23 protein-coding genes are annotated in these 23,759 nt (G+C 65.9%); 16 read left to right on the top strand and 7 right to left on the bottom strand.

The features are described from left to right. Nucleotides 1–4: 4 nt before the first annotated feature. From CAL22_RS11890 to CAL22_RS11860, 7 genes are all read left to right on the top strand, one after another. Nucleotides 5–1,018 carry a branched-chain amino acid ABC transporter permease gene (locus CAL22_RS11890; RefSeq protein ID WP_094813368.1) on the top strand — a complete coding sequence of 338 codons (1,014 nt, stop codon included), beginning with the start codon at nt 5–7 and terminating at the stop codon, nt 1,016–1,018. Continuing rightward, nucleotides 1,015–1,776 (top strand): ABC transporter ATP-binding protein, encoded by a 762-nt coding sequence (locus CAL22_RS11885; RefSeq protein WP_094813366.1) that lies wholly within the window; start codon nt 1,015–1,017, stop codon nt 1,774–1,776. The genes CAL22_RS11890 and CAL22_RS11885 overlap by 4 nt, the downstream gene beginning before the upstream one ends. Then, nucleotides 1,769–2,461, top strand: a complete 693-nt coding sequence (locus CAL22_RS11880; RefSeq protein WP_094813364.1) for an ABC transporter ATP-binding protein — start codon at nt 1,769–1,771, stop codon at nt 2,459–2,461. Before CAL22_RS11885 ends, CAL22_RS11880 begins: the two co-directional genes overlap by 8 nt. Next, entirely contained in the window at nt 2,458–3,297 is an 840-nt protein-coding gene (locus CAL22_RS11875) for an N-acyl homoserine lactonase family protein (RefSeq protein ID WP_094813362.1), read from the top strand. The genes CAL22_RS11880 and CAL22_RS11875 overlap by 4 nt, the downstream gene beginning before the upstream one ends. A 61-nt stretch (nt 3,298–3,358) precedes the next feature. Then, nucleotides 3,359–4,408, top strand: coding sequence for a LacI family DNA-binding transcriptional regulator (locus CAL22_RS11870; protein ID WP_094813360.1), 1,050 nt, complete (start codon nt 3,359–3,361; stop codon nt 4,406–4,408). A gap of 46 nt (nt 4,409–4,454) precedes the next feature. Then, the gene (locus tag CAL22_RS11865; protein ID WP_094813358.1) at nt 4,455–5,546 is read left to right on the top strand and encodes an NADH:flavin oxidoreductase/NADH oxidase; all 1,092 of its coding nucleotides are present in this window, start codon (nt 4,455–4,457) and stop codon (nt 5,544–5,546) included. A 28-nt stretch (nt 5,547–5,574) separates the two neighbouring features. After that, entirely contained in the window at nt 5,575–6,714 is a 1,140-nt protein-coding gene (locus CAL22_RS11860) for an NADH:flavin oxidoreductase/NADH oxidase (RefSeq protein ID WP_208621964.1), read from the top strand. Nucleotides 6,715–6,745: 31 nt separating this feature from the next. Here the strand turns inward: CAL22_RS11860 and CAL22_RS11855 are convergent, their stop codons facing one another. The 4 genes from CAL22_RS11855 to CAL22_RS11840 form a co-directional block, all read right to left on the bottom strand. After that, complete coding sequence (locus tag CAL22_RS11855; protein ID WP_094813356.1) at nt 6,746–7,627, bottom strand: PhzF family phenazine biosynthesis protein; 882 nt, start codon at nt 7,625–7,627, stop codon at nt 6,746–6,748. A 75-nt stretch (nt 7,628–7,702) separates the two neighbouring features. Then, a complete protein-coding gene (locus CAL22_RS11850; RefSeq protein ID WP_094813354.1) occupies nt 7,703–8,485 on the bottom strand; it encodes a hypothetical protein in 783 nt (260 codons plus the stop codon). 3 nt (nt 8,486–8,488) lie between these two features. Next, nucleotides 8,489–9,313, bottom strand: a complete 825-nt coding sequence (locus CAL22_RS11845) for an acid phosphatase (RefSeq protein WP_094813352.1) — start codon at nt 9,311–9,313, stop codon at nt 8,489–8,491. Between the two features lie 141 nt (nt 9,314–9,454). Continuing rightward, complete coding sequence (locus tag CAL22_RS11840; RefSeq protein ID WP_094813350.1) at nt 9,455–10,441, bottom strand: AraC family transcriptional regulator; 987 nt, start codon at nt 10,439–10,441, stop codon at nt 9,455–9,457. A gap of 445 nt (nt 10,442–10,886) precedes the next feature. On the opposite strand from CAL22_RS11840, the gene CAL22_RS11835 reads away from it, so the two are divergent. Then, the gene (locus tag CAL22_RS11835) at nt 10,887–11,477 is read left to right on the top strand and encodes a twin-arginine translocation pathway signal protein (protein ID WP_094813348.1); all 591 of its coding nucleotides are present in this window, start codon (nt 10,887–10,889) and stop codon (nt 11,475–11,477) included. Between the two features lie 19 nt (nt 11,478–11,496). On the opposite strand, the gene CAL22_RS11830 is transcribed toward CAL22_RS11835, so the two are convergent. From CAL22_RS11830 to CAL22_RS11820, 3 genes are all read right to left on the bottom strand, one after another. Continuing rightward, the gene (locus CAL22_RS11830; protein WP_094813346.1) at nt 11,497–12,030 is read right to left on the bottom strand and encodes a methylated-DNA--[protein]-cysteine S-methyltransferase; all 534 of its coding nucleotides are present in this window, start codon (nt 12,028–12,030) and stop codon (nt 11,497–11,499) included. A 4-nt stretch (nt 12,031–12,034) separates the two neighbouring features. After that, nucleotides 12,035–13,495 (bottom strand): AlkA N-terminal domain-containing protein, encoded by a 1,461-nt coding sequence (locus CAL22_RS11825; RefSeq protein WP_094813344.1) that lies wholly within the window; start codon nt 13,493–13,495, stop codon nt 12,035–12,037. 83 nt (nt 13,496–13,578) lie between these two features. Next, complete coding sequence (locus tag CAL22_RS11820) at nt 13,579–14,481, bottom strand: LysR family transcriptional regulator (RefSeq protein ID WP_094813342.1); 903 nt, start codon at nt 14,479–14,481, stop codon at nt 13,579–13,581. A 101-nt stretch (nt 14,482–14,582) separates the two neighbouring features. On the opposite strand from CAL22_RS11820, the gene CAL22_RS11815 reads away from it, so the two are divergent. The 8 genes from CAL22_RS11815 to CAL22_RS11780 are packed head-to-tail and all read left to right on the top strand — an operon-like array spanning nt 14,583 to nt 23,538. Beyond that, nucleotides 14,583–15,920, top strand: coding sequence for an acyclic terpene utilization AtuA family protein (locus CAL22_RS11815; protein ID WP_094813340.1), 1,338 nt, complete (start codon nt 14,583–14,585; stop codon nt 15,918–15,920). Beyond that, on the top strand, nt 15,917–16,258 hold the full coding sequence (locus CAL22_RS11810; RefSeq protein ID WP_094813338.1) for an AtuA-related protein: 342 nt from the start codon (nt 15,917–15,919) through the stop codon (nt 16,256–16,258). The genes CAL22_RS11815 and CAL22_RS11810 overlap by 4 nt, the downstream gene beginning before the upstream one ends. Nucleotides 16,259–16,316: 58 nt before the next feature. Continuing rightward, the gene (locus tag CAL22_RS11805; RefSeq protein WP_094813336.1) at nt 16,317–17,498 is read left to right on the top strand and encodes an ABC transporter substrate-binding protein; all 1,182 of its coding nucleotides are present in this window, start codon (nt 16,317–16,319) and stop codon (nt 17,496–17,498) included. Between the two features lie 10 nt (nt 17,499–17,508). Then, on the top strand, nt 17,509–18,417 hold the full coding sequence (locus CAL22_RS11800) for a branched-chain amino acid ABC transporter permease (RefSeq protein WP_094813334.1): 909 nt from the start codon (nt 17,509–17,511) through the stop codon (nt 18,415–18,417). Then, nucleotides 18,414–20,177 carry a branched-chain amino acid ABC transporter ATP-binding protein/permease gene (locus CAL22_RS11795; RefSeq protein ID WP_094813332.1) on the top strand — a complete coding sequence of 588 codons (1,764 nt, stop codon included), beginning with the start codon at nt 18,414–18,416 and terminating at the stop codon, nt 20,175–20,177. Before CAL22_RS11800 ends, CAL22_RS11795 begins: the two co-directional genes overlap by 4 nt. Further along, nucleotides 20,177–20,893 (top strand): ABC transporter ATP-binding protein, encoded by a 717-nt coding sequence (locus tag CAL22_RS11790; protein WP_094813330.1) that lies wholly within the window; start codon nt 20,177–20,179, stop codon nt 20,891–20,893. Before CAL22_RS11795 ends, CAL22_RS11790 begins: the two co-directional genes overlap by 1 nt. Before the next feature lie 35 nt (nt 20,894–20,928). Beyond that, a complete protein-coding gene (locus CAL22_RS11785) occupies nt 20,929–22,371 on the top strand; it encodes an aldehyde dehydrogenase family protein (protein WP_094813328.1) in 1,443 nt (480 codons plus the stop codon). 9 nt (nt 22,372–22,380) lie between these two features. Next, nucleotides 22,381–23,538, top strand: coding sequence for an iron-containing alcohol dehydrogenase (locus CAL22_RS11780; RefSeq protein WP_094813326.1), 1,158 nt, complete (start codon nt 22,381–22,383; stop codon nt 23,536–23,538). Nucleotides 23,539–23,759: the final 221 nt, after the last annotated feature.

Below are 23,759 nucleotides of genomic sequence, written 5' to 3'. Positions count from 1 at the left end.
AGCCATGAGCAAAAACCGATTGATAGACCGTATCGGAAAGCCCGAAGGCGTGGCCTTGCTGGTGATGGCCGCGGCCTTGGTGCTGCCGGCTGTGCTGAGCGATGCGGCCGCCGTGTCCGTGCTGACCCATTTCATGATTGCGTCCATGGGGGCGCTCAGCGTCTACATCATGCTGCGCATGGATCTGATGTTCTTCGCCGTGCCGGCTTTCATGGCGGTGGGCGGCTATGCCGCCGCCATTCTGAGCGCGCGCCACGATGTCACGGACCTGTTCGCGCTGACGGCCACGGCCTTCGGCTTGCCGTTTCTGCTGGCCATTCCCCTGGGCCTGCTCGTGCTGCGCATGCGCGGGGTGTATTTCGTGCTCGTGACGTTTGTGCTGGCCGAGATCATGCCCCTGGTGCTCTTTGAGACGCCCGGATTCACGGGCGGCTCCAATGGCATCTCCGGCTTGCCGGCGGTCACGGTATTCGGCGGCGCGCACGCGGTGGAGTCCAATAATGCGGTCTTGCTGTTGGCCACGGGCCTGGCGCTGTTGGCTACCTTGCTGACGGTCGCGATCACATGCTATTTCCGGCCGCAGTTCGATTCCATACGCGAGGACGAGGTGCTGGCGCAAAGCGTGGGCCTGCCCGTTGCGCGCTACAAAATCATCGGCTTTTGTTTTGCGGCGGGCATTGCGGGTCTGGCGGGGTTCGCCTTGGTGGAAATGCTCATGACCGCGCACCCGACCTCGTTCTCGGCGATGTCCTCGGTCAACTACGTGGCTTACGCCATCGTGGGCGGGCAGAGTTCCATTCTGGGGCCGCTGCTCGGCGCCGGGTTTTTGGTGTGGGCAGCGGATCTGTTCAGCCTGCAGGGCGAGATCTCGCAAGGCCTGTTCGGCGTCGTGTTGATGCTGGCCGTGATCTTTGCCAAGGGCGGGCTGGTCGGTCTGATCCAGTTGTACGGCAGCCGCTGGTTTGGCCGCAAAGCGGCGGGCAAGTCCAAGGGCCAGGCTAAGAAGGAGTATGTATGAATCCCGCATCCCCCCAGCCCGGCCCCATTTTGCAGGTCGATGGCGTATCCAAGCAGTTCGGCGGCAATCGTGTCTTCAATAATGTCAGTCTGAGTTTGAACGCCGGCGAGGTGCTGGGCGTCATCGGCCCGAACGGCGCGGGTAAAACCACGCTGATCAATGTGGTGTCCGGCCAGGTCGCGCCGACCAGCGGCCGTGTGCTCTATGCCGGGCAGGATATGGACGGCAAGCTTTTTCATGCGCGCAGCGCCCTGGGGCTGGTCAGGTCGTTTCAGCAGACCAAGATCTTCAAATCGGCGTCCATCCGCGAGAACCTGGAACGGGCCCAGTTGTTCAGCGGCCGGGGCCTGGCGCTGGATACGCCCTATTTTTCGGCGCTGCTGCGCGCCGCCGGGCTGCAGGAACGCATGGAGACGGTGAGCTATGCGCTGCCTTACGGCATGCAGAAAATGTTGGGCCTGCTCATGGCCCTGGCCACCGATCCCCGCGTTCTGTTGCTCGACGAGCCGGCTGCCGGCCTGGAAACCGAGGAGCGCTTTTTCATCGACCGTTATGTGGCCGTGGCGCAGCAGGAGATGGGTTGCTGCGTGCTGCTGGTCGAGCACGACATGAATCTGGTCAAGCGGCTCTGTCCGCGTGTGTGTGTGTTGGACGGCGGGGTACTCATCGCCGACGGCCCGCCCGCCGAGGTGCTGGCGCGCCGGGATGTGATCGCCGCCTATCTGGGCACGACCGAGCAGGAGCAGGCCCATGCTTGAAGTCAGCAATCTCACCGTGCGCTATGGTGGAATCACCGCGCTTAATCGTATCTCGGTATCGGTGCCCAAGGGCGAAACCGTCATCCTCGTCGGCGCCAACGGCGCGGGCAAGTCCAGTTTGATCAACGCCATCGTGGGTATGGCGCCTTGCAGCGGCGGCAGCATCCTGCTCGACGGCGTGGACCTGGGCCGCGTGGCGCCTTCGGAGCGTGCCGGCCACGGGGTGGGATACTCGCCCGAGGGCCGCAGAGTGTTCCCGACCATGACGGTGCGCGACAACGTCCTGGCCGGCGCGTCGCGCCTGGGCCGGGCCAAACAGGCCGCCGTCTATGACAGGCTGGCCGATCTTTTTCCGATGCTCAGCGAACGGGCCAATGATTACGCCGGTTTTCTGAGCGGCGGGCAGCAGCAGATGGTGGCCATCGCGCGTGCCATGAGCGCCTCGCCGAGGTTGTTGCTGCTGGACGAGCCTTTTCTGGGTCTGGCGCCGGTGTGGATCGAGCAGATCAGCCGCGCGATCCGGGCTTTTCGCGCCGAGGGCGTGACGGTCCTGATGACCGAGCAGATGGCCGTGCCGGCCTTGAAGGTGGCGACGCGCGGGTACGTCATGCGCACGGGTCACATCCTGCGCCAGGGAACGGTAGACGAGCTGCGTGGATCAGCTCTTGAGGAGGAGTATCTGTGAGTTCAAGCAACGAGAACCAAAGCGGCGACGTGCGCTACCGCCTGCTGACGGTGCATTACGCTTCCAGTCCGGCCAATCGCAAGGCCCAGCATAACTTCATGACGGCGGTGGACTTCCATGACGTGCCCATGCCTCTGGATTTCTATGTCTGGGTGGCGATCTCCCAGGATAGGGTGGTGCTGATAGACAGCGGCTGCGACCAGCAGACCTGTGACCGGCGAGGGCACCATTTTCTGCGCTGCCCGACCGAGGCGCTCAAGGGTCTGGGGATCACCGCCGAGCAGGTGACCGATGTCATCGTCACGCACATGCATTGGGATCACCTCGGCAATCTGGAGAAGTTTCCCAACGCGCGGATCCACGTACACAAGACAGAGATGCAGCATGCGACGGGCTGTGCGATGTGTCACGATGCGCTGCGCCGCCCCTATGATATCGACCAGGTGTGCACCGTGCTGCGCGCGTTGTACGCCGGTCGCGTGTCCTTTACCGAACAGGTGGAAGAGATCCTGCCTGGGATCGTGATCCGGCCTGTGGGCGGGCATACCCCGGGTTTGCAGATCGTCGAGGTGGCCACCGAGCGTGGGCAGGTGATTCTCGCCTCCGACGCCATGCATTTTTACGCCAATGGTTTGCTGACCAATCCCTATCCGGTCGTCGTCAATGTGCTGGAGTACATGAATGGCCTGGCCTTGCTCAAGAAGCTGGCTTCCACGCCAGATCATCTGATTCCGGGGCATGACCCGGAGCTGCGCCAGCGTTTCCCGGCCGTTGCCGGCGTGGAAGGGGTATGGGATATTTCTCAGCCGGCCCTGGCCCGAGCTGCCCAGGCATGAGGACATTGCGACAGGGTGCCGCGGCTCGGTATGTAGCAAGTCGCTGAATTGGAGTTTTCACATGGCGCGCACCAAGAAGCCGGCATCGCCGTCCACCCCCACGAGAGTCACGGTTCAGGAGGTGGCCGAGCGCGCCGGCGTATCCATCGGATCCGTTTCGCGGGTCATCAACAACGTGCCCGGCGTGCGGGCGGATATTGCACAGAAGGTGCTGGCTGCCGTCGACGAACTGGGGTGGAGCCCGAATATCGCGGCGCAAAATCTGCGCACCCCGTCGCTACGCATGGTCGGCTTTATTTTCTCGGACATCCGTAACTCCCTGTATTCCAGCATGACCAAGGGCGCGGAGGAGATCCTGAGCACCAAGGGCTATTTGCTGGTGACTGCCAGCAGTGACGGGATTCCCGAGCGTGAGATCGCCCTGATCGATTTCTTCAAGCGCCGCCGCGCCGATGGAATGATCTTGACGATCCAGGACGAGAACAACAGCGACGTCCTGTCGGCAATCTCCAATTGGGATATCCCGCACGTCATGATGGAGCGCGAGATCCCCATGAATTCGGTGTCGATCGGGGCCGACCATTTTCGCGGCACCCGGCATGCCGTGGAGTACTTGCTGGGTCTGGGCCATAAGCGCATTGCCTTGATCACGGGCGGGCGGGGCACTCGCGTGGCGCGTGACCGGGTCCGCGCGCTGGAAGATGCGCTGAAGGCGGCCGGGCTGGAGCCCGACCCGGCCTTGTTCTGCCTGGACTCGTTCTCGGCCGACTATGGGCTGTCGCAGACCCAGCGGCTGATGAATCTGAAACATCCGCCCACGGCGCTGCTATCCATGGGGGCGCGGCTGCTGCCCGGCGTGCTGGAAGCCTTGCAGCTGTTGGGCAAGACGTTTCCGGGCGATGTCTCGCTGATCTGCGGCAATGACAGCGATATCGCCCGGATAATGTCGCCCCAGATCACCGCCGTGCGCTACGACGCCCTGGCCCTGGGCCGCATGGCGGCGGCCAATCTGCTGGAGCAGATCGAGAATCGCACGCGGCCGGATAAACCCGTTCGGATAGAGATCCCGACCGAGTTGGTATTGCGGCAATCCTGCAAGGCGGTCTGGTAAAGAACCGCCAGGAATCACACGCATCAGAGGATGCAGAGGAAGACAAATGAATGACCTGCTGTTTCAGCCCTACGCCATGCGCGGGCTGACCTTGCCGAATCGTATCGTCGTCTCACCTATGGCGCAGTACTCGGCCACGGCCGACGGCCAGTCCACGGATTGGCACCTGGTGCATTACGGGAATCTGTCGCTGTCGGGCGCGGGGCTGGTGATCGTCGAGGCGACGGCCGTCGTGCCGGAAGGCCGGGTGTCGCCCGCCTGCCTGGGGCTGTGGGATGACGCGCAGGTGGCAGGGCTGCGCCGCATCGTGGACTTTGCGCGCCGGCCGACATCCAGCTTCATGGGCATCCAGCTCGCGCATGCCGGACGCAAGGCCTCGGTGGCCCCGCCTTGGGAAGGTGGCGCCGCCCTGTCGGCGGCCGAAGGCGGCTGGCCGCTCTGGGGGGCAGGCCCCACGCCTTATCCCGGGCGGGATCAGCCCATCGTGCCTGACGCCGCCGAACTCGAGCGTATTGCGCAAAGCTATCTGGCGGCGCTGGCGCGTGCGGATCAGGCTGGTTTCGATCTGGTGGAACTGCATGCCGCGCACGGCTATTTCCTGAATACTTTCCTGTCTCCCTTGAGCAACACGCGCGGCGATGCCTGGGGCGGAGACCTCGAAGGGCGGATGCGTTACCCGCTGGAGATCTTCCGCCGCCTGCGCCAGGCCTGGCCGCAGCATAAGCCCATGGGCGTGCGCATCTCGGTGACCGACTGGGTCGATGGCGGTTGGGATGTGGCCTCGTCCGTGGTTCTGGCCCAGCGCCTGAAGGCCCTGGGCTGCGACTACGTCGCCGTGTCCAGTGGCGGGATCTCTCCGGATCAGAAGATCGCGGTGGGGCCGGCCTATCAGGCGCCGGCGGCGGCCCAGGTGCGCGAGCAATCGGGCATACCGGTCATGGCCGTGGGGATGTTGTCAGATCCCGCCACCGCCAACCGCGTCCTGACCGAGCACCAGGCTGACCTCGTGGCGATTGGCCGCGGCATGCTGTTCAATCCGCGCTGGAGTTGGCATGCCGGCCTGACGCTCAAAGGCGAGATGCGCGTGGCGGATCCGTACCTGCGTTGCCACCCGAGTTTGCGTAATTTGCCGCGCTGATCAGGCGCTGTTTCCTGCGTGAGAGTTCATGATGCCTAGCCAATCTTTGCTTCTCAGCCCGATCACGTTTCGCGGCGTCACCCTTCCCAATCGGCTGGCGCTGTCGCCGATGGCCATGTACATCGCCGACGAAGGCGCCTTGAACGATTTTCATATTGCGCACTACGCCAAGTTCGCCATGGGCGGCGTGGGCCTGATCGTGGTCGAGCAGACCGCCGTCTGTCGTCGAGGCCGCATCTCCAACGGCTGCCTTGGGCTCTGGGACGAGGCACAGGTGCCGGCGTTTCGGCGCCTGACGGATCTGATCCATGGCTTTGGCAGCAAGGCGGCCATTCAGATCAACCACGGCGGCCGCAAGGCGAGCGCGCAGCGCGCCTGGCAGGGCAATGGCGCGCTCACCGAGGCCGATATCGCGCGGGGCGAGGCGCTTTGGCAGCCCGAAGGCCCCGCGGATCTGGCCTTCTCCGAGGGCTGGCCGACCCCCGAGGCCATGACGCTGGAGCGCATCGCCCGGTTGCGCCGTGAGTTCGTGCAGACGGCACTGCTGGCGGAGAAGGCGGGCTTTGACATCGTCGAGCTGCACTTGGCGCACGGTTATCTGTTGCAGAGCTTTCTGACACCGTTGGCCAATCGGCGCACCGACGCCTACGGCGGGTCGCTGGAGAATCGCATGCGGCTGCCGCTGGAAATCGCCCAAGACATGCGGGCCGCCCTGTCGCAGGACACGCCGATTTTCGCGCGTATCTCCGCCACGGATTGGGTGGAGGGCGGTTGGACCATGGCCGACAGCGTGATTCTGGCGCGGCGCTTGAAAGAGGCTGGTGTTGACCTGATCGATTGTTCGTCCGGGGGCAATTTGCTGCGCGGGGCGACCAACTCGAATCTTGCCCGCGGCCCGCTTTATCAAGTGCCGTTTGCCGAGGAGATCCGTCGCACGGTGGACGTCCCCACCATGGCGGTGGGGATGATACGCAATGGGGCCGAAGCCGAGCAGGTGTTGCGAGAGGGGAAAGCCGATCTGGTGGCCATCGGCCGCCAGCTGTTGTTCAACCCTTTCTGGCTGCAGCACTACGCCCAGGAGATCGGCGCGGATCCCGAATTTGCGCGCTGGCCGGAGCCCTATGGCTGGTGGTTGTCCAAATGGAAAAAGGCACTCGAAGCCTCCTGAAGCCGGCAGCGGCCAGGCGGGCCGGCAGGCTTTACACGCCCAGCGGCCGCACCGTGCCCGACACGCGGATGCTGGCTCCTGGTTCGGGCGGGATCTGTGCGTGCAGATGGGAGGGCATGCCCATGTCTTCGCCTTGGAGGATGTCGATGGCGCCGCCGTGCGGCCACTGCTGATCGCGCAGATAGCCGCCCAGCGCGGCGGCGGCCGCGCCCGTGGCCGGATCCTCGTAGACACCGCCACTGGCGAAGGGGTTGCGGGCATGAAAGCGTTGCGGGTTCTCGGCGTGGATGAGGGCGATGGTGGCAAAGCCCTGGGCCAGCATCAGTTCGCGGCCGGCGGCCTGGTCATAGCGCATTGCCGCCAGGCGCTGGCGGCTGTTCAGCGCGAGGATGAGATGATGCGCGCCGCCGTCGGCCAGGGCGGGCGGCAGGCGCGGATCCAGGTCGGCGGGGGTATAACCGAAGAGTTGCAGGGCGGCGGATACGAGGGCCTCAGGCGCTGGACCGCTGCGGGTCCCAGGAGACTGCAGGGCGACCTGGAGTTGGCCGTCGCGCGGGTGGCTTTCGACGCTGATCAGACCCTGGTTGATCTGTAAGGCGTAGCGGCCTTGGCCATGCCGGCCAGCCAGGGCTGCGCCCAGCGCGATGGTCGCGTGGCCGCAAAAGGGGACTTCGATTTCCGGCGCGAAATACCGAACCCGCCAAACGGCGCCTTCGGGCGCGGCAAAGGCCGTCTCCGAGTAGCCGATATCGGCCGCGATGGCCTGCATGGTGGAGGCATCGGGAAGCTGCGCTGCGATGACGACGCCGGCGGGGTTGCCGCCCTGCGCACCCGAGGCGAAGGCGGCCAGGCGTTCGACGGGGTAGCCTCGTACGAGGTCTTGGCGGGCTGGCGGGGTGGGAGCGGTGTGCATGGCGGTCCGGAAAAAGAATCCGCCACTATTATGCGGCCAGGCCGGGCGCCGCGCGCAGCGCCCGGCCTGCGTTACTCAGAATTGGTAGGTCATGCCCAGCATGGGGCCGCGTTGCACGACGTCGTAGACAAAGCCGCCCTGGCGGTAGTCCACGCCCAGGGCGCGGTAGCCCAGCGCGACGGACACCTGTTTGGTGGCTTGATAGCCCACCGCCGCCATGAGGTCCCAATCCAGCCTGGCCTCGCCGCCGCCCACCATCGCCCAGCCGGTGAGGTATGTGCGGTCGGTGAGATGGTAGCTGCCCTTCAGGCCGCCGACGGCATCCACCCAGGTGGCGCTGCCGCGTCCCCGCCGGCCGTCGAGGTATCCGCCTTCGATGGACAACCGGGTGCTGACCGACCATAGCCGCGCGCCCGCCACGAGGTCGAGGTTGCCCCGCGGGCCCTGCAGCACGCTGTAGCCGCCACCTACCATGCTGGAGAAGGTCTCCGACGTGATGTCGATGTTTTTGCGCAGAATGCCATTGCCGTTGTGGTCGGTCACCGACGTCTTGGCGTAGAGCAGGTCGCCGATAATGCTGTAGCGGCCCTTTCTGGCGTCAAACGCACCCATGACGGCGATGTCCAGGTTGTCCCAGATATCGTTGAAGCTGGATTTGACGTCGGCATAGGGCAGCGGCGCCTTTCCGGAGGTACCGCTGATGCCGGAGGCCCAGGCGTAAGGGCTGAAGGAGAACGTCCAGCCCGAGTCGGCGCCGGGGGCAGACGGGCCCGGGCTGTCGGCGCCGGGGTTGGCGGCAAGCGCGGCGCCCGGCAGCAGGATGGCGGTCAGAAGCGAGAGTAGGGGGCGAAGGCGCATGGTTCAGGGCTTTTCGGAGAGGGCGGCGGTTTCGCTGCTGCATTCCATGGGGGCGCCTTTGGCCATGGCGGCAACGACCTCCTTGCGCGCCAGTTCGAGGTCCTTGCGGAACACCGGGTCGGCGTGCAGGCGGGCTACCGTCGCAGCGCCCATGATGCGGCCGGCGTCGACATCGCTTTGCCAGTGCGCATCGCAGATGACGCGGCTTTGGCCAAAGGACATGCCGCGGCTCAGGAGCGTATTGGCGCGCTCGGGATGGATCTCGGCCAGGATGAGCGCCCAGGCCCAGCCGGCGGCCGTGTGGCCCGAAGGATAGGAGCCGTCGTTGCGCAGCAAGGCTTCCTGGTCGGGCCGGCAGGTGCCCTCGTCGTGGACGACAAAGGGCCGCACGCGTTGATACTTGTCCTTGACGCCGTAGGTCGACAGACCGGCGTCGGTGAGCGTGCGCTGCATCAGGGTGTAGATGTGCGGCGTCGTTTTCGCGTCGATCTGCAGGCCCATGGCGCACGAGAAGTTCTTGGCGGGCTGGGGGAAACTCAAATCCGCATCCTGTCGCGCCAGCTCCCAGCGCGCCGTGCCGCGTAGGGGCAGCGTGGCCTGGCGGGCCTGTTCGTCACGCGCCAGCGCGGGGCTGCCGGTTTGCGGCGGCGGTCCCAGCAAGACGAGGCTGTCGGGCAGATCCGCCTGCTTCAGGTAGCCCGGCGCGAGTTGGAAGTGGGGGTCGCTGACCGCGGGAGGCAGGCCGCTGTTCGTGTCGGCCGCTAGCGCTTGCGCGGCGAATCCGGTGCTCAGGCAGATCAGCAGGGTGTATCTAAGGCGTGATGGCATGGTCGCGAATGTGACGGATGAGGAGGGCGGCGGGCGGGGAGACAGCACGCACCGGACCGCGCGTGCAGAGGCTACAAAAAAAGCGCCATCCGGGCTTGCCATTTGGTGCCAAACTGCCCCGGGGCAGCCGCGTCAGCTCCCTCAGTTCCGCTCAGCCCGGGCCAGGCCGAGAAAGCGCGACGGGGCTTGGCCGGTCCAGCGCTTGAAAGCGCGGGTGAAATGGGCCGGGTCGCTATAGCCCACCATGTAGGCGATTTCGGTCGCGGTGTAGCGGCGCAGGCCCAGCAGCCGCAGCGCCTCGCTGCGGCGTGTCTCGTCACGCAACGCTTCGAAATCGACCCCGTTGCTTTTGAGGCGCCGCTGCAGCGTGCGGGCGGAAAGCCCGATCTGCTTGGCCACGGCCTGGAGTTTGATTTCTTCCTGGTCAGCGATGTGTTCGATGAGCAGGCCGGCCGTGCTGATGGTGGAGTTCAGGGCCTCGGTGACTTTGCGGGCGTCGTCCTGAACGCCGCGCAAGGGGATATCCAGCAGGTCACGGTCGAATTCGATCATGTCGTGCTCGGCGCCGGTCTCGATGTTGGGTCCGAGGCTTTCCTCCAGGGCTTCGTCGCCACGGGAGCGGGAGGCTTTCAGGTGCACGCGCACGGCCGCTGGCGCGCCTGCCAGCAGGGCCACCTTGCGCAAAACCGCCAGCGTGCCCAGGGTGAACTGCCTGGGATCTTCCTCCAGCGGCGCCGTAAAACGGTGGATGAGGCGGGTCGTGCGGCCTTCGGTCACGATGCGGATCTCGCCGCCCTGATGCAGCAGGGCCGAACGCATGGCGGCCGTGGCGCAGGCCTGGGCCACGTTGGTGGCGGCCAGCACGTGTTTGCCCCAGGGGCCCAGGGCGCGCAACTCCATCAGCCGGCCCACGTGGGCGCCGCCAAAGGGGTCTTGTGCGATGGCCGCCATCTCATTGGCGATACGAAAACACAGCGCGCGCGGCAGCCAGATGTCGGGCGTCTGGAAGATGTTGGGCGAGATCCCCGCCCGTTGAAAGAACTCCAGCGGCGAGATGCCACGGCTGGCCAGATAGGGCGCGATTTGCAGAAAGCTTCTGAGCAGGATGGAGGGTTGGGCGCTGGACATGGTCGGGCAGTGACGGTGAAAGCTGCGGGTCGGGCTGGGTCGGGAGCATGGGGCCTGCGCGCCGGCATCCGCTTCGGCGCCGGCAGATCCGTCGGCCGAACCGCAATCGCCTATCCGGCCGGCCGTGACCCGGGAGATACGCCGATGCGGCGGGAGCGACCCCATCGCGCCGCAAGATCGCCGCGCCGGCCGACTTCTGGTCATGGGCGGGGCTTCTGCTCAGTCTCAGGATCTGCGCGGCTAGTGTAAGCCGCCAGGGCGGCAGGAGGTTAGGGGTTTGCGGGCCGCCGGGCTTGCCTTTGCGCGTCAATTTGTCGTGGTTGTGGTTTTTTCCGGCCTCTGGCCAATCCCGCGCGGCGTTTTCTTGACACCCGCCGGGCCGATCTCAATACTTCGGCGCGCTGCCCTGAACGGCGCAGCAGACTAAGCTGATCAGAGGTGTTTCATGTTGAGGACAAGTCATATCGCCCTTGAGCGGGTGCGCCAGGCAATGACGCGCTTTTCGTTGACGGCCGTGGTGGCGTTCGCGGCGCTGGGGCCTGCGGCTGCGGTGGCGATGCCCGATGACGCCAGGCAGATCCGGGATGAGGCCAGTCAGGCCTTGCAGCATCTATACGCCAGTACGCCGGGAAGTGCGGAGCTGGGAGAAAAGGCCGTGGCGGTGCTGGTGTTTCCCAAGATCTACAAGGCCGGGTTTCTGATCGGTGGCGAACACGGTCAGGGGGTGCTGTTCAAAGGCAAGGAGGTCGCGGGCTATTACGATATTTCTGCCATGTCGCTGGGTCTGCAAGCCGGCGCGCAGATGTTCTCGTACGCTCTGTTCTTTATGAACCACACATCTTTGGCGTATCTGGACAAGAGCGATGGCTGGGCGTTGGGGAGCGGCCCGAGCGTGGTGCTATGGGACCGGTCGTTTGCCTCCAGTGTGTCCACCACCACGTTGACGCAGGACGTATTCGCCGTGCCCTTTGGCGGTCAGGGTCTGATGGCGGGCATGGGGCTGGAGGGGTCCAAAATATCGCCGAGCAAGCCCTGAAGGCGGACGGCCCTGAGCATCAAGGCGCGGTGGACTGCTTGGGGATGAAGAAATGGGCCGTCGGCACGCCCTCGAGCGTGAGCAGTTGCCGCTTTCTTTGCAGCCCGCCGGCGTAGCCGGTCAGGCTGCCATTGCTGCCCACGACGCGATGACAGGGGATGATGATGGCGATCGGGTTGCGTCCCACCGCGGCGCCCACCGCCTGCGCGGCCACGGCCGGCCTGCCGCTTTGTCGGGCGAGTTCGCGGGCGATGTCGCCGTAGGTCATGGTCGCCCCATAGGGAATGCCCAGCAGGATGTTCCAGACGTGCTGTTGGAAGGCCGTACCGGCGGGCGCCAGCGCCAGGTCGGCCAGGGGCGGGTTTGCGCCCCGAAAGTAGTCATCCAGCCAGTGCGCGGCATGCCTGAACTCGGCTCTGTCGGGCGCGGGCGTCATGGCTGCGGAGCCGCCGTGATATTTCTGGCCGGCTATCCACAGGCCGGTGAGGCGATCGCCGTCGCTGGCCAGCAGGAGTGAGCCGAGGGGGGCGATGTAGTCGTGGCAATAGATCATGGCTTCAGGGCAAGGCGTTCCAGAGATTGAGGGTGGCGTAGCTGCGCCAGGGGCGCCAGTTTTCCGCCAGCGCCGACATTTGCCGCGGCGTGCGCGGCGCGAGGGCTTTCTTGACGCCGTAATCCGTGGGCAGGAAGGCATCCGGCCAGGCCATGGCGCGCATGGCGATGTATTGCGCCGTCCAGGGCCCGATGCCTGGCAGTGCCAGCAGTTTCTGCGCCTCGGCCTCGGGCTGGGCGCCAGGGCCGAAATCCAGCGCCTGCGTGGCCAACGCCGCCGCCAACGCGCCGATGGTGCGGGCTCGGGTGCGGATAATGCCCAGCGGACCCAGATGCGCTTCGATGTCGCCTTCGAGCGCGAGCAGGCGCGTGGGGGGTGGGAAGACATGACTCAGGCCTGCGATACCGGTCGCCACGGGCGTGCCGAACTGCCTGACCATCCGGCTGGCCAGGGTGCGGGCCGCAGCGACGGTGATCTGTTGGCCCAGCACGGCACGCACCGCCATCTCGAAGGGATCGAAGCTGCCAGGTAGCCGCGTGCCCAGCTTCTGAATGCCGTCAGCAAGCGAATTCATGTCCTGCAGCCCCTCGTGCACCGCATGCGGGTCGCAGCCGAGGTCAAAGAGATGACGCACGCGGGCCAGCACGAGGGGTAGCACCGGCAGCAGGGAGAGCGAGGCCTGAAGCTCGAGGGCATGTTTCGCAGGCAGATGGCTGACGCTTATCCAACCCGCATGCAGTTGGCCGTCGGGACCGGCAAGCGCGACGGTGCGTGCATAGCGCGCCCCGTCGATGAGTTCGACGCCCGGGATGGCGCGGGAAGCCAGGAAGGCGAGGATGGCTTCCCATCGGTACGGCGGGCGGTAGCTTTGACGAAGGCGGATCTGCCCGGCGGGCTCGGCTCGCTTGCGCCGCCGCAAGCCCGTGGGCGCGAGCCGATAACGGGTTTTGAACAGCGCATTGAAACGCCTGAGGCTGCCAAAGCCCGCCGCCATGGCCACGTCAACCACGGGCAGGCCGGTGTCGGTAAGGAGGTTCTTGGCCAACAAGAGCCGGCGGGTCTGCAGATACTGGACGGGCGTGACGCCAAACTCGGCCATGAACACGCGGCGCAGGTGGCGGCTGCTGCAGCCCAGGCGCCGGGCCAGGGCGTCGAGCGCGGTGTCGCTGCCACAATGGTCGTCCATGAGCGCCGCCGCGCGCCGCGCCAGCGAGGCCGATGCGTCGATGCGCGCCAGACCGGGAGCGAGTTCCGGACGGCACAACAGGCAGGGGCGGTAGCCGGCCTGTTCGGCCGCGGCCGCCGTCGGGTGGAATTGGCAGTTCGCCAGCTTGGGGACTCTGGCCGGGCAGACCGGGCGGCAATAGATGCCGGTTGACGAGACTGCCACGAAGAACCGCCCGTCGAAGCGCGTGTCTTTGGCTTTCAGGGCGTTGTAGCAGGCCTGGCGGGCGTCCTCAGGCATTGATGGCGTGTCCATGCCCGCTACTCTAAACCCGCCCGCGATGGGCTGCTCGCCATTTTCGGACACGGCAGCGCCGCCAGACCTTATGTCTCGCGCTGCAGGCCGGCCACGTGGGCGATCACCATATCGCGCATGGCGCGGGCCGGCAGCGAGAGCAGTTTGTTCTTGCGCGTGAGGATGAAGACTTCGCGTTTGAAGCTGTTGTCTTCAATCGGCAGAATCGCCAGCGAAGGCCGGCGGAACTGGTAGAGCGTAAGCGAAGGCACGATGGTCAGGCCGACGCCGCTTTCGACCATGGCGCTGGCGGTGGCCAGGTGTTCGACTTCCAGCACCGTGTTCAGGGTGTGAGGGCCAAAGGCCGCATCCACGTGCTGGCGCACACTGCTGTGGCTGACGAAGTTGATGATGGGATAGCGCGCAATCTGTTCGAGCGTGACGCGCTTGCGCTGCCTGGCCAGCGGATGATCGGGCGGGCAAACCAGATGGAGTTGATCCTGCCACAGCAATTGGCGTTCGAGTTTGGCGGCATGCCGGTCGACGGTGGCGATCGCGAAGTCGATTTCGCCCGCGGCCAGCAACTCCACGCAGTTCTGCGACATGCCATCGCGCAGCACGGTCGTCACGCCAGGATACTGAGCCCGGAACTGCCGAAACACCGGAGGCAGCCAGCTCGCGGCGACCGAGGGCAGGGCGGCGACCTGGACCGTGCCGATGCGCCCCGCGGCGTAATCCTGCAGGTGTTGCAGCGCCGTGATGGTTTCATTGAGCGAGCGCCGTGCGAACGACTCGAACAGTTTGCCAAAGGGCGAGAGTTCGATATTGCGCGTGTTGCGCACGAAAAGCTGCGCGCCCAGCTCTTCTTCCAGCGATTTGATCAAGGCGCTGAACGCGGGTTGCGACAGCCCGATCTCGGCCGCGGCCCGAGTGAAATTCTGATGGTCGGCGGCGCTGACAAAGGCACGTAGCTGACGGGTGGAGACGTTCATGCCAATTAATTTGATTATTGGATTAATCGTTTTGAAATTTCGATTTTACTTCTGAGTTGTCGCCGCCCACAATTCGGCCATTCCAACACTAGATAGAGACCATGGTGACGCCGCTCTGGATCGGATGTGGGGCAGGTTTTTCGGGGGATCGCCTGGATGCGGCCTTGCCCGTGGTGCGCACCCTGGCCCGGCGCCAAGGGCGCCGTGTCCTGATTCTGGAAACGCTGGCCGAGCGCACGCTGGCCCTGGCTCAATTGGCTCGTCGCGAGGACCCCCAGGCCGGCTACGAGCCCCTGCTCGAGCCCTTGCTGCGCCCGGTGCTGGACCTGTGCCTGCGCGAGCGCATCGCCATCGTGAGCAACTTCGGGGCGGCCAATCCGGAAGGCGCGGCGCGGCATATCCTGCGCCTGGCCAAGGCGCTGCGGCTGCGCGCCCCGCGCGTGGCCATCGTGCGCGGCGATGATTTGCTGGCGCGGGCAGATGCGCAGACGCTGATCGGCCAGGCTGGCCTGGCCGGGCCCGCGGCCCTGGTCAGTGCCAATGTCTATCTCGGCGGCGAGGCCATCGCGGCGGCCCTGCTCGACGGCGCGGATATCGTGGTGACCGGCCGCGTGGCCGATCCTTCCCTCGTGTGCGGGCCCGCCATGGCGCATTACGGCTGGTCGCCGGCGGACTGGGACCGCCTCGGTCCGGCCACCATGGCAGGACACCTGCTGGAGTGTGGCTCGCAAGTCACCGGCGGCTATTTTGCCGACCCGGGCTTCAAGGACGTGCCGGGGTTGTGGAATCTGGGATTCCCGGTGGCCGAGGTGCTGGCGGACGGCCATTGCATCGTTGGCAAGGCCGACGACACGGGCGGGATCGTCGACCGCCGCACGGTCACGGAACAATTGCTTTATGAACTGCATGATCCGGCGGCCTACCTGACCCCGGACGTGACGGCCGATATCAGCGCCGCCACCGTCACCGACCTCGGGGCCAATCGCGTGGCATTGGCCGGCGTGCGTGGCCACCGGCGACCGGACACACTGAAAGTGAGCGCGTTCTATGAAGGCGGCTGGCTGGGTGAGGCGGAAATTTCGTATGGCGGCCCGCGTGCCGAATCGCGCGCCAGGCTGGCCGCCGACGTGATCCGCCGCCGCCTGGACACGCCATTGCGGGTGGATCTGATCGGCGTGCAAAGCCTGCTGGCAGACGATGGCGGGTGCATGATGCGCGGCCTGGCTGACAGCGGTGCGCGCGATGTGCGCCTGCGGCTGGCCGGCAAGTTTGCCGACCGCGCGCAGGCCGATACCTTGGCCAGAGAGGTCAACGCCCTGTACTGCTGCGGCCCGGCGGGCGGCGGCGGGGTGCGCAGCGCCGTTCGCCGGCGCCTGGAGACGCGCTCGGCCTATATCGACCGCAGTCTGATCACCGCGAGCCACGAGGTGCTGGCATGACGGCCGCCAAGCGGGTCCATTTGTTTGAGGTCGCGCATGGCCGCACCGGCGACAAAGGCAATCGCTCCAACATCAGCGTCATTGCCTTTGACCCGCGTCATTACGACACGCTGGTGGCCCAGGTGACCGAGGAGGCCGTGCGCCGCGTGTTCGCGCACCGCGGGCCAGGCGCCGTACGCCGCTATCTGTTGCCGCAACTGGCGGCCATGAATTTCGTCATCGACGAGGTCCTGGATGGGGGCGTTAATGACGCGCTCAATCTGGATTCGCACGGCAAGTCGCTGGCGGGCTATCTGTTGGATCTGGAGATCGATCTGCCCGGCTCCGCGCCGGTTTGACACGTAGTACCCACAACAAGCCGCCAAGTACGGCTCACCCACCCACCGGAGGAGACATATGAGAACCATCAAGCATTGGCTGTTGGCGGCGAGCGCCGTCGTGGCTTGCTCGGCCCAAGCCCAGAACATCAAGATCGCTTACAACGGCGATATTTCCGGCTCGCCCTCGGCCGAGTCAGGCCAGATCGGCGTGATGGGCATTGCCGCGGCCGTCGAGGACATCAACAAGCGCGGCGGCGTGCTGGGGCGCAAGCTGGAGTTTCTGGTGCGTGATGATCTGGGCCAGCCGCCCAAATCCATCCAGAACATGACCGATCTGATCGACCGCGAGAAAGTGGCCGTGGTGTTCGGGCCGACCAACTCCGGCAATGCGCTGGCCTGGAAGCACATCGCCAATCAGAAGAAGATGCCGGTGCTGGTGTCGAGCGCCTCGAGCACGGCGATTACCGAGCCGGCGGGCAACAGCCCCAACTATCTGTTTCGCATCTCCATGGTGGATCGCGATCAGGCCGCCGCGCTCATCGCTTACGCGGCCAAGAGCCCGCAGGCCAAGAAAATCGGCTTCTTCGTCGAGACCACGGGCTACGGCCAGGCCGGTCTGAAGGATATGGAGCAGATCGCCGCGCTGCACGGCATCAAGCCGGTGGTGATCGAGAAGTTCGACGCGCGCGATACGGATATGACCTCGCAGCTGGGCAAGGCCAAGGCCGCCGGGGTCGATACGCTGGTGGTGTGGGCGCAGGCCGCACCCCTGGGCCATTTGGTGCGCAGCATGGAAAAGATCGACTACATGCCCCGCGTCCTGACGACCTGGGCGGCGTCCTTCAGCGGATTTCCGCAGGTCGCAGGCAATAAGTTGATGGAAGGCCCGGTATTTCTGACCACGTCCAGCCAGGCCAAGTCGCCGGCGGCCAAGTCTTTGCTCGAGCGCATTGGTCCCAAGCTGGCCAACCCCTCGATGTTCTGGGCCGCCAGCCAGGCTTATGACACGGTGCTGGTATGGGCGGCGGCCGCCGAGCAGGCCAAGAGCCTGGACGGCGAAGCGGTGCGTGCGGCCCTGGAGAATCTGCAGCAGCCTGTCGACGGCCTGGTGAAGCAGTATCAGCAGCCGTTCTCCGCCAAGAATCATGAGGGCTTGCAGGCGCAGGACTATCACTGGTCGCGCTGGCAGGGCGGCAGCGTCGTGGATTTCAAGGACCCGGTGCTCGACGGCATGACCGCGGCCGACTTCAAGAAGTAAGGGTTCGGGCATGTCGACGACCATACTCCAGGCCCTGATCGGCGGGCTGACCATGGGCGGCATTTATGCCCTGATCGCCCTGGGATTCAGCTTGACCTACACCACCACGCGCACACTGAATTTCGCGCAAGGCGATTTTGTGTCGGTCGGCGCCTTCGTGGGCCTGGCCGCGGTCGGTCTGGTGGCCAGCGCGCTGGCCATCGACCCGGCCACTACGCCATGGGCCTATGTGCTGGCGGCCTTGGCCGCCACGGTGGTGATGGGCGCCATGGGTCTGCCCCTCTACCTGGCGGCGATCCGGCCGTTCGCCGGCCGGCCAGGCATGTCGTGGGTCATGAGCACGATCGGCTTTGGCATCATCATGCAAAGCGCCGCCTTGTCGCTCTGGGGGCCGGGCGCACGCATGGTGGCCGCGCCGCTGGGCGACGAGGTCATCCGGGTTGCAGGAGTGGGGTTCCGGTCTCAGGAGATCGTGGTCCTGGTGCTCGCGCTCGCCCTGCTTGGCGCAGTGGACGTTGCCATGCATCGCACGTCCTTGGGACGCAGCATGCGCGCCGTGGCCCTGAATCGCGATGCCGCCGCCTTGATGGGCATCCGGGTGACCCGGGTGATGGCGCTGACCTTTGTGGTGAGTTCGGCCTTGGCCGGGCTGAGCGGTGTGCTGATCGCCCCCATAGTGTCGGCGTCCCTGTTCATGGGGGTGGTGATCGCGTTAAAGGGATTCTCGGCGGCCATCGTGGGCGGCTTGACCAATCTGCGCGGCTGCATGCTGGGCGGCATGCTGATCGGCCTGGCCGAGTCGTTCACGGGGTTGTGGAGCGCGCAGTGGCGCGAGATCGTGGTGTTCGTGGTGGTCATTGCGGTGCTGGCTGCCTTTCCCAACGGCCTGTTCGGCAAGACGCTGGTGGAGAAAGTATGAGCGTTGCACACACTCAGGCGCCGCCCGCGCCCAGGCCGCGGCTGCGGCAACACGGCGCGGTCGTGGTTGCGGCCCTGCTGGCCGTGCTGGCGCTGGTATTGAATAACGACTTCTACCTGCGCATCTTATTCATGTGTGGCGTCTACTATCTGTGCGCGGCCGGCATGAACGTGCTGGCCGGTTATGCTGGACAGAAGTCGCTCGGCCAGGCCGGCCTGTTTGCGGCCGGCGCGTATGCGGCGGCCTTGTTGACCACGCGTTGGGGCTGGCATCCGGCCTGGGCCTTGCTGGCCGCGCCCGTGGTGGCCGGCCTGGTCGGGTTGTTGATCGCCTTGCCTTCGCTGCGTGTCAAGGGACCCAGCCTTGCGCTGGTGACGCTGGCTTTTGGCATCGTCGTCGAGAAGCTCGTCACCGAGTGGACGGATGTTTTTGGCGGGGCGCAAGGCATCTACGGTATTACGCCGCTGGAATGGGCCGGCACGCCCTTCGATCTGCGGCACTGGGTGTGGCTGGTGCTCGGCCTGAGTCTGTTGGTGCATCTGGCGTTGCGGCGCGCTTTGCAGGGGCGATTCGGCCGCGCATTGCTGTCCCTGCAGTTCGATGAGATTGCCGCAGCCTGTTCCGGTATCGCGGTCTATCGCTACAAGACGCTGGCCTTCATCGTGGCCGCCGCACTGTGCGGCCTGGCCGGTGCGCTGGTGGCGCAGCAGAACCAGTACTTCAACTCGGATTTCATCACCTTCCATCTATCGGTATTCATCCTGTTGCTGGTGTTGCTGGGCGGCGCAGGCACGATCTACGGGCCGCTGGCCGGCGCGGTCGTGCTGACCTTGGCCGAAGTGTTCCTGGCGCAATGGCCCTTCGCGCAGCATTTCGTTTATGGCGCCATGCTGCTGTTCGCCCTCTACCTCATGCCGCGCGGCTTAGTGGGGCTGTTCGACCGCTGGCGCGTGCCTGCGGCCGCGCAGGCGCAGGCCGTGCACGAGGTCGCGGAGCTGCCCGCCCGCGCAGTGAACGAGGGCGCGCCGCTCTTGCAGCTCAAGGGGATCTGCAAAAATTTCGGCGGCGTGGTGACGGCCCAGGACATCGACCTGGTGCTGGAGCCGCGCCGCATCCATGCGCTCATCGGGCCCAATGGGGCGGGCAAGAGCACCCTGATCAATATCCTGACGGGCGTCATCCCGCCCACCTCGGGCACTTTGCTGCTGCAGGGCCGCGATATGACGCATGCCGGCGCGCACAAACTGTCGGCCGGCGGCGTGGCGCGCACCTTTCAGAATCTGCGCTTGTTCGCGGCCATGTCGGTGCTGGATAACGTTCTGGTCGGGGCGCATTCGCGCCTGGGGCAGGGCGTGACGGAAAGCCAGGCGCGCCAGGAGGCGATGGCGGTCCTGGCGTTCACGGGGCTGTCGGCGCATGCCTACGCCATTGCCGGCAGTCTGCCCTATGGCCTGCAGCGGCGCGTGGAGCTGGCGCGCGCCTTGGCCAGCCGCCCGGCGCTGTTGTTGCTGGACGAACCGGCGGCCGGCCTGAATCCGCAGGAGACGCGCGAACTCGGTCAACTGGTGCGCCGCATCGGGGGCTTGGGTGTGGCGGTATTGATGGTCGAGCACGACATGAGCCTGGTGATGAACATCTCGGATCACATCGTGGTGTTGGATCGCGGCGTCGTCATCGCCGAAGGCACGCCCCGGCAGATTCAGCACGACCCGCGTGTGATCGAAGCCTATCTGGGTACCGAGACGGGAGTGGAGGACTGATGCTGCATATCGAGGAGATGGCGATCGCCTATGGCCCGGTGCGCGCATTGCGCGGTGTGTCCTTGCACATCGAGCAGGGCGAGATCGTGGCATTGCTGGGCGCCAATGGCGCCGGCAAGAGCAGCCTGCTGCGCGGCGTCATGGGGCTGGTGCCGGCGGCGGGCGGTCTGCGCTTCGCAGGTCGCGACCTGCGCGGTCTGTCCACGCCAGAACGGGTGATGGCGGGCCTGGCGATGGCGCCCGAGGGGCGGCAGGTCTTCACCGACCAGACCGTGCATGAAAACCTGCTGTTGGGAGGCTACCTGTTGCGCCGCGACAAGCCCCGCGTGGCGCGCCAGATCGAGGGTTACTTCGAGATGTTCCCCCGGCTGCGCGAAAGGCGTGACCAGATCGCCGGCACGCTCAGCGGGGGCGAGCAGCAGATGCTGGCCATCGCGCGGGCGCTGATGTCCAACCCGCGCCTGCTGATCCTGGACGAGCCTTCGCTGGGATTGGCCCCGCTGGTGACAGCCGATATTTTTCGCGGGCTCAAACGCCTGCGCGAGGCAGGCACGACGATTTTGCTGGTCGAACAGATGGCCAACCAGGCGCTGGCCATCGCCGATCGGGCCTATGTGCTCGAAGGCGGAACGATGACGCTGCAGGGCCCGGCCGGCGAGTTGCGCCGCGACCCACGCATACGCGAGGCCTATCTGGGCGGCGAGTTTGCCGCCTGAGGCCGCTTCTTGACTTCAATGAACGAGGATTTGCCATGACACTGACGCACTATGGTTGCTTTATCGACGGCGTGTGGGGGCCGGCGCGATCGGGCGAGATGCTCGATGTCCTGGACCCTGCCACCGGCCAGCCCCTGGCGCGGATCGCGCGCGGTCAGGCCGGGGAAATCGATGCGGCCGTGCAGAGCGCGCGCCGCGCGCTCCGCGCCTGGGCAGATTGCCCGCCCGTGCAGCGCGCCCGGGTGCTGGCGGAGATCGCCCGGCGCATTACGCTGGAGCAGGAGCAGCTGGCCCGGCTCGAGAGCCAGGATACGGGCAAACCGCTCAAGCAGGCCCGCGCCGATGCGGTGGCCGCGGCGCGCTTTTTCGAGTATTACGCCGGGGTGGCCGACAAAGTGCTGGGGACGTCGATTCCCCTGGGGGCGGAGTATTTCGACTTCACCGTGCGCGAGCCGCTGGGCGTGACCGCGCAGATCGTGCCCTGGAATTATCCGCTGCAGATCGCCGCGCGCGGCCTGGCGCCGGCGCTGGCCACCGGCAACACCGTGGTGATGAAGCCGGCCGAGCTGGCCTGCCTGAGCGTGTTGGAGCTGACCCGGATCTGCCATGAAGCAGGGTTGCCCGCAGGCGTGCTCAACGTGGTCACCGGGTTGGGCCAGGAGTCGGGGGCGGCATTGGCCTCGCATCCCGGCGTGGGCCTGGTGGTGTTCACCGGTTCGGTCGCCACGGGCAAGGGTGTGATGAAGGCGGCGGCCGAGAACATCGTCCCCGTCCTGCTGGAACTGGGTGGCAAATCCCCCAATATCGTGTTGGCCGACGCCGACCTGGAGACGGCAGCGCCCCTGCTGCTGAAGGCCGCCTTCCCGCATGCCGGCCAGACCTGCTCGGCCGGCACGCGCATTCTGGTGCAACGCGGCGCGCATGCCGCGCTGCGCGAGCACCTGAGCGCGCTGTCCGCGCAATTGCAGGTTGGCCCCGGGTTGAGCGATCCGGACATCGGGGCGCTGGTCAGCCGGGACCAGCAGCGCAAGGTGCAGGCGTATATCGAGATCGGCCGCGAGGAAGGCGCCGAGGTGGTGGTGGGCGGCCGGCCGGTGGCCGGGGCCGATCTGGCCGCGGGCAACTTCGTGATGCCCACGCTGCTCGACGGCGCGCACGCGCAGATGCGCGTGCATCAGGAGGAGATTTTCGGTCCGGTGCTCACGCTCCTGCCCTTCGATGATCTCGATGAAGCCGTCGACATCGCGAATGGCACAGAGTACGGGCTGGTGGCGGGCATCTGGGGGCGCGATGTGGGTCAGACCCACCGTCTGGCGCAACGCGTGCAGGCCGGACAGGTGTATATCAATTGTTATGGTGCCGGCGGCGGCGTGGAATTGCCCTTTGGCGGCTACCGCAAGTCGGGGTTCGGTCGCGAGAAGGGCCTGGATGCTTTACTGTCCTACACCCAGGTCAAGAATATCTGCATTCGAATCTAAGTGAGCGCCATGTACACAGTCTCGAGTTTTGCTTGCCCGACCCGTCTGGTCTTCGGCGTGGATGCCCACCTGCAATTGCCCGCCATTGTTGCCGCAGGCGGCGCGCAGCGCGTGTTTCTGGTGGTGGACCCGGCCTTGGCCGAGGCCGACATCACACGCGCCATCACGGCCAGCCTGGGTGAGCGGCAGTTGGCGCTGGCGATCTTTGCCGAGGTGGAGCCCGATCCCAGCGATACCACGGTGCATGCCGCCCACGACCGGTGCCGCGCCCACGAAGCCCAGGCCATCATTGCCATCGGCGGCGGCAGCACCATCGATGTCGCCAAGTCGGTCGCCATCCTGATGACCAACGGCGGCAGGATCGCCGACTATGAGGGCATCGAGAAGTTCAGTACCCGTCCCATGCCGCTGTATGCCGTGCCCACGACCGCCGGCACGGGATCGGAGGTCTCGGGCGCCTGCGTGGTCACCGACACGGCGCGCAATGTCAAGATGGCCATCCGCCATGCGGCCTTCAGCCCGGCCCAGGTGGCGGTGCTCGACCCTCTGGCGGTGAGCTCCATGCCGGCGCATGTGGCCGCGCATGCGGGCATCGACGCCTTCGTGCATGCCTTCGAATCCTATCTTTCCAAGCTGGCCAATCCCTTCTCGGATGCCGTCAATCTGCACGCCATGAAGCTGATCATCGGCAGCTTGCGTCAGTTCGTGGCCAATCGGCGCAATACCCAGGCGGCCATGGACATGTTGTGCGGCTCCTCGATGGCGGCCATGTCCTTCGGCGTCACGGGGCTTGGAAATGTCCATTGCATGGCGATGCCGCTGGGCGCGTTGTTTCATATCCCGCACGGTCTGGCCAATGCCTTGTGCCTGCCCACGGTGGCCGAGTTCAACCTGATCGCCAATCCAGCGCGTTATGCCGACGTGGCGGCTCTGCTTGGCGTGGATTGCCGTGGCGTGTCGCAACTGGAAGCCGCGCGTATGGCCGTGTACGCGATACGCGAATTGTGTACGGATCTAGGTGTGCCGGAACGCTTGCGCGATGCGGGTGTGACGGAAGATTCGCTCGATGAACTGGCGCGCCGCAGCTATGCGGCGGACTACAACCGCTGGAATCCGCGCCACACGACCGAAGCGGACTTTCGCGCTTTGTTTCGCCGCGCGTTCTGACACGGCACGGAGCGGGTTGCGCGCAGGCCGCAAAGGCCCGTCGCGCGCGCCCGTGGCTTGCCACCGGCGTCTTGCTGCCGGCATAGGGGAGGTGAAAGGGGGGAGCTTGGCAGCGACGGGACGGCCGCGCTGGGGGGCTGCGGGCGTCAAACGCCGCCTTGCCTTAACATGATGGCGGCCTGCCCGCGATCGGGCCGGGCCGTCTTCCGTTTTTGAGTAGC

The sequence above is a fragment of the Bordetella genomosp. 12 genome (assembly GCF_002261355.1).
GTDB lineage: Bacteria > Pseudomonadota > Gammaproteobacteria > Burkholderiales > Burkholderiaceae_B > Bordetella.
Note: the sequence above shows the minus strand (reverse complement) of the source record. Positions and strands in the feature narration are given on the sequence as shown.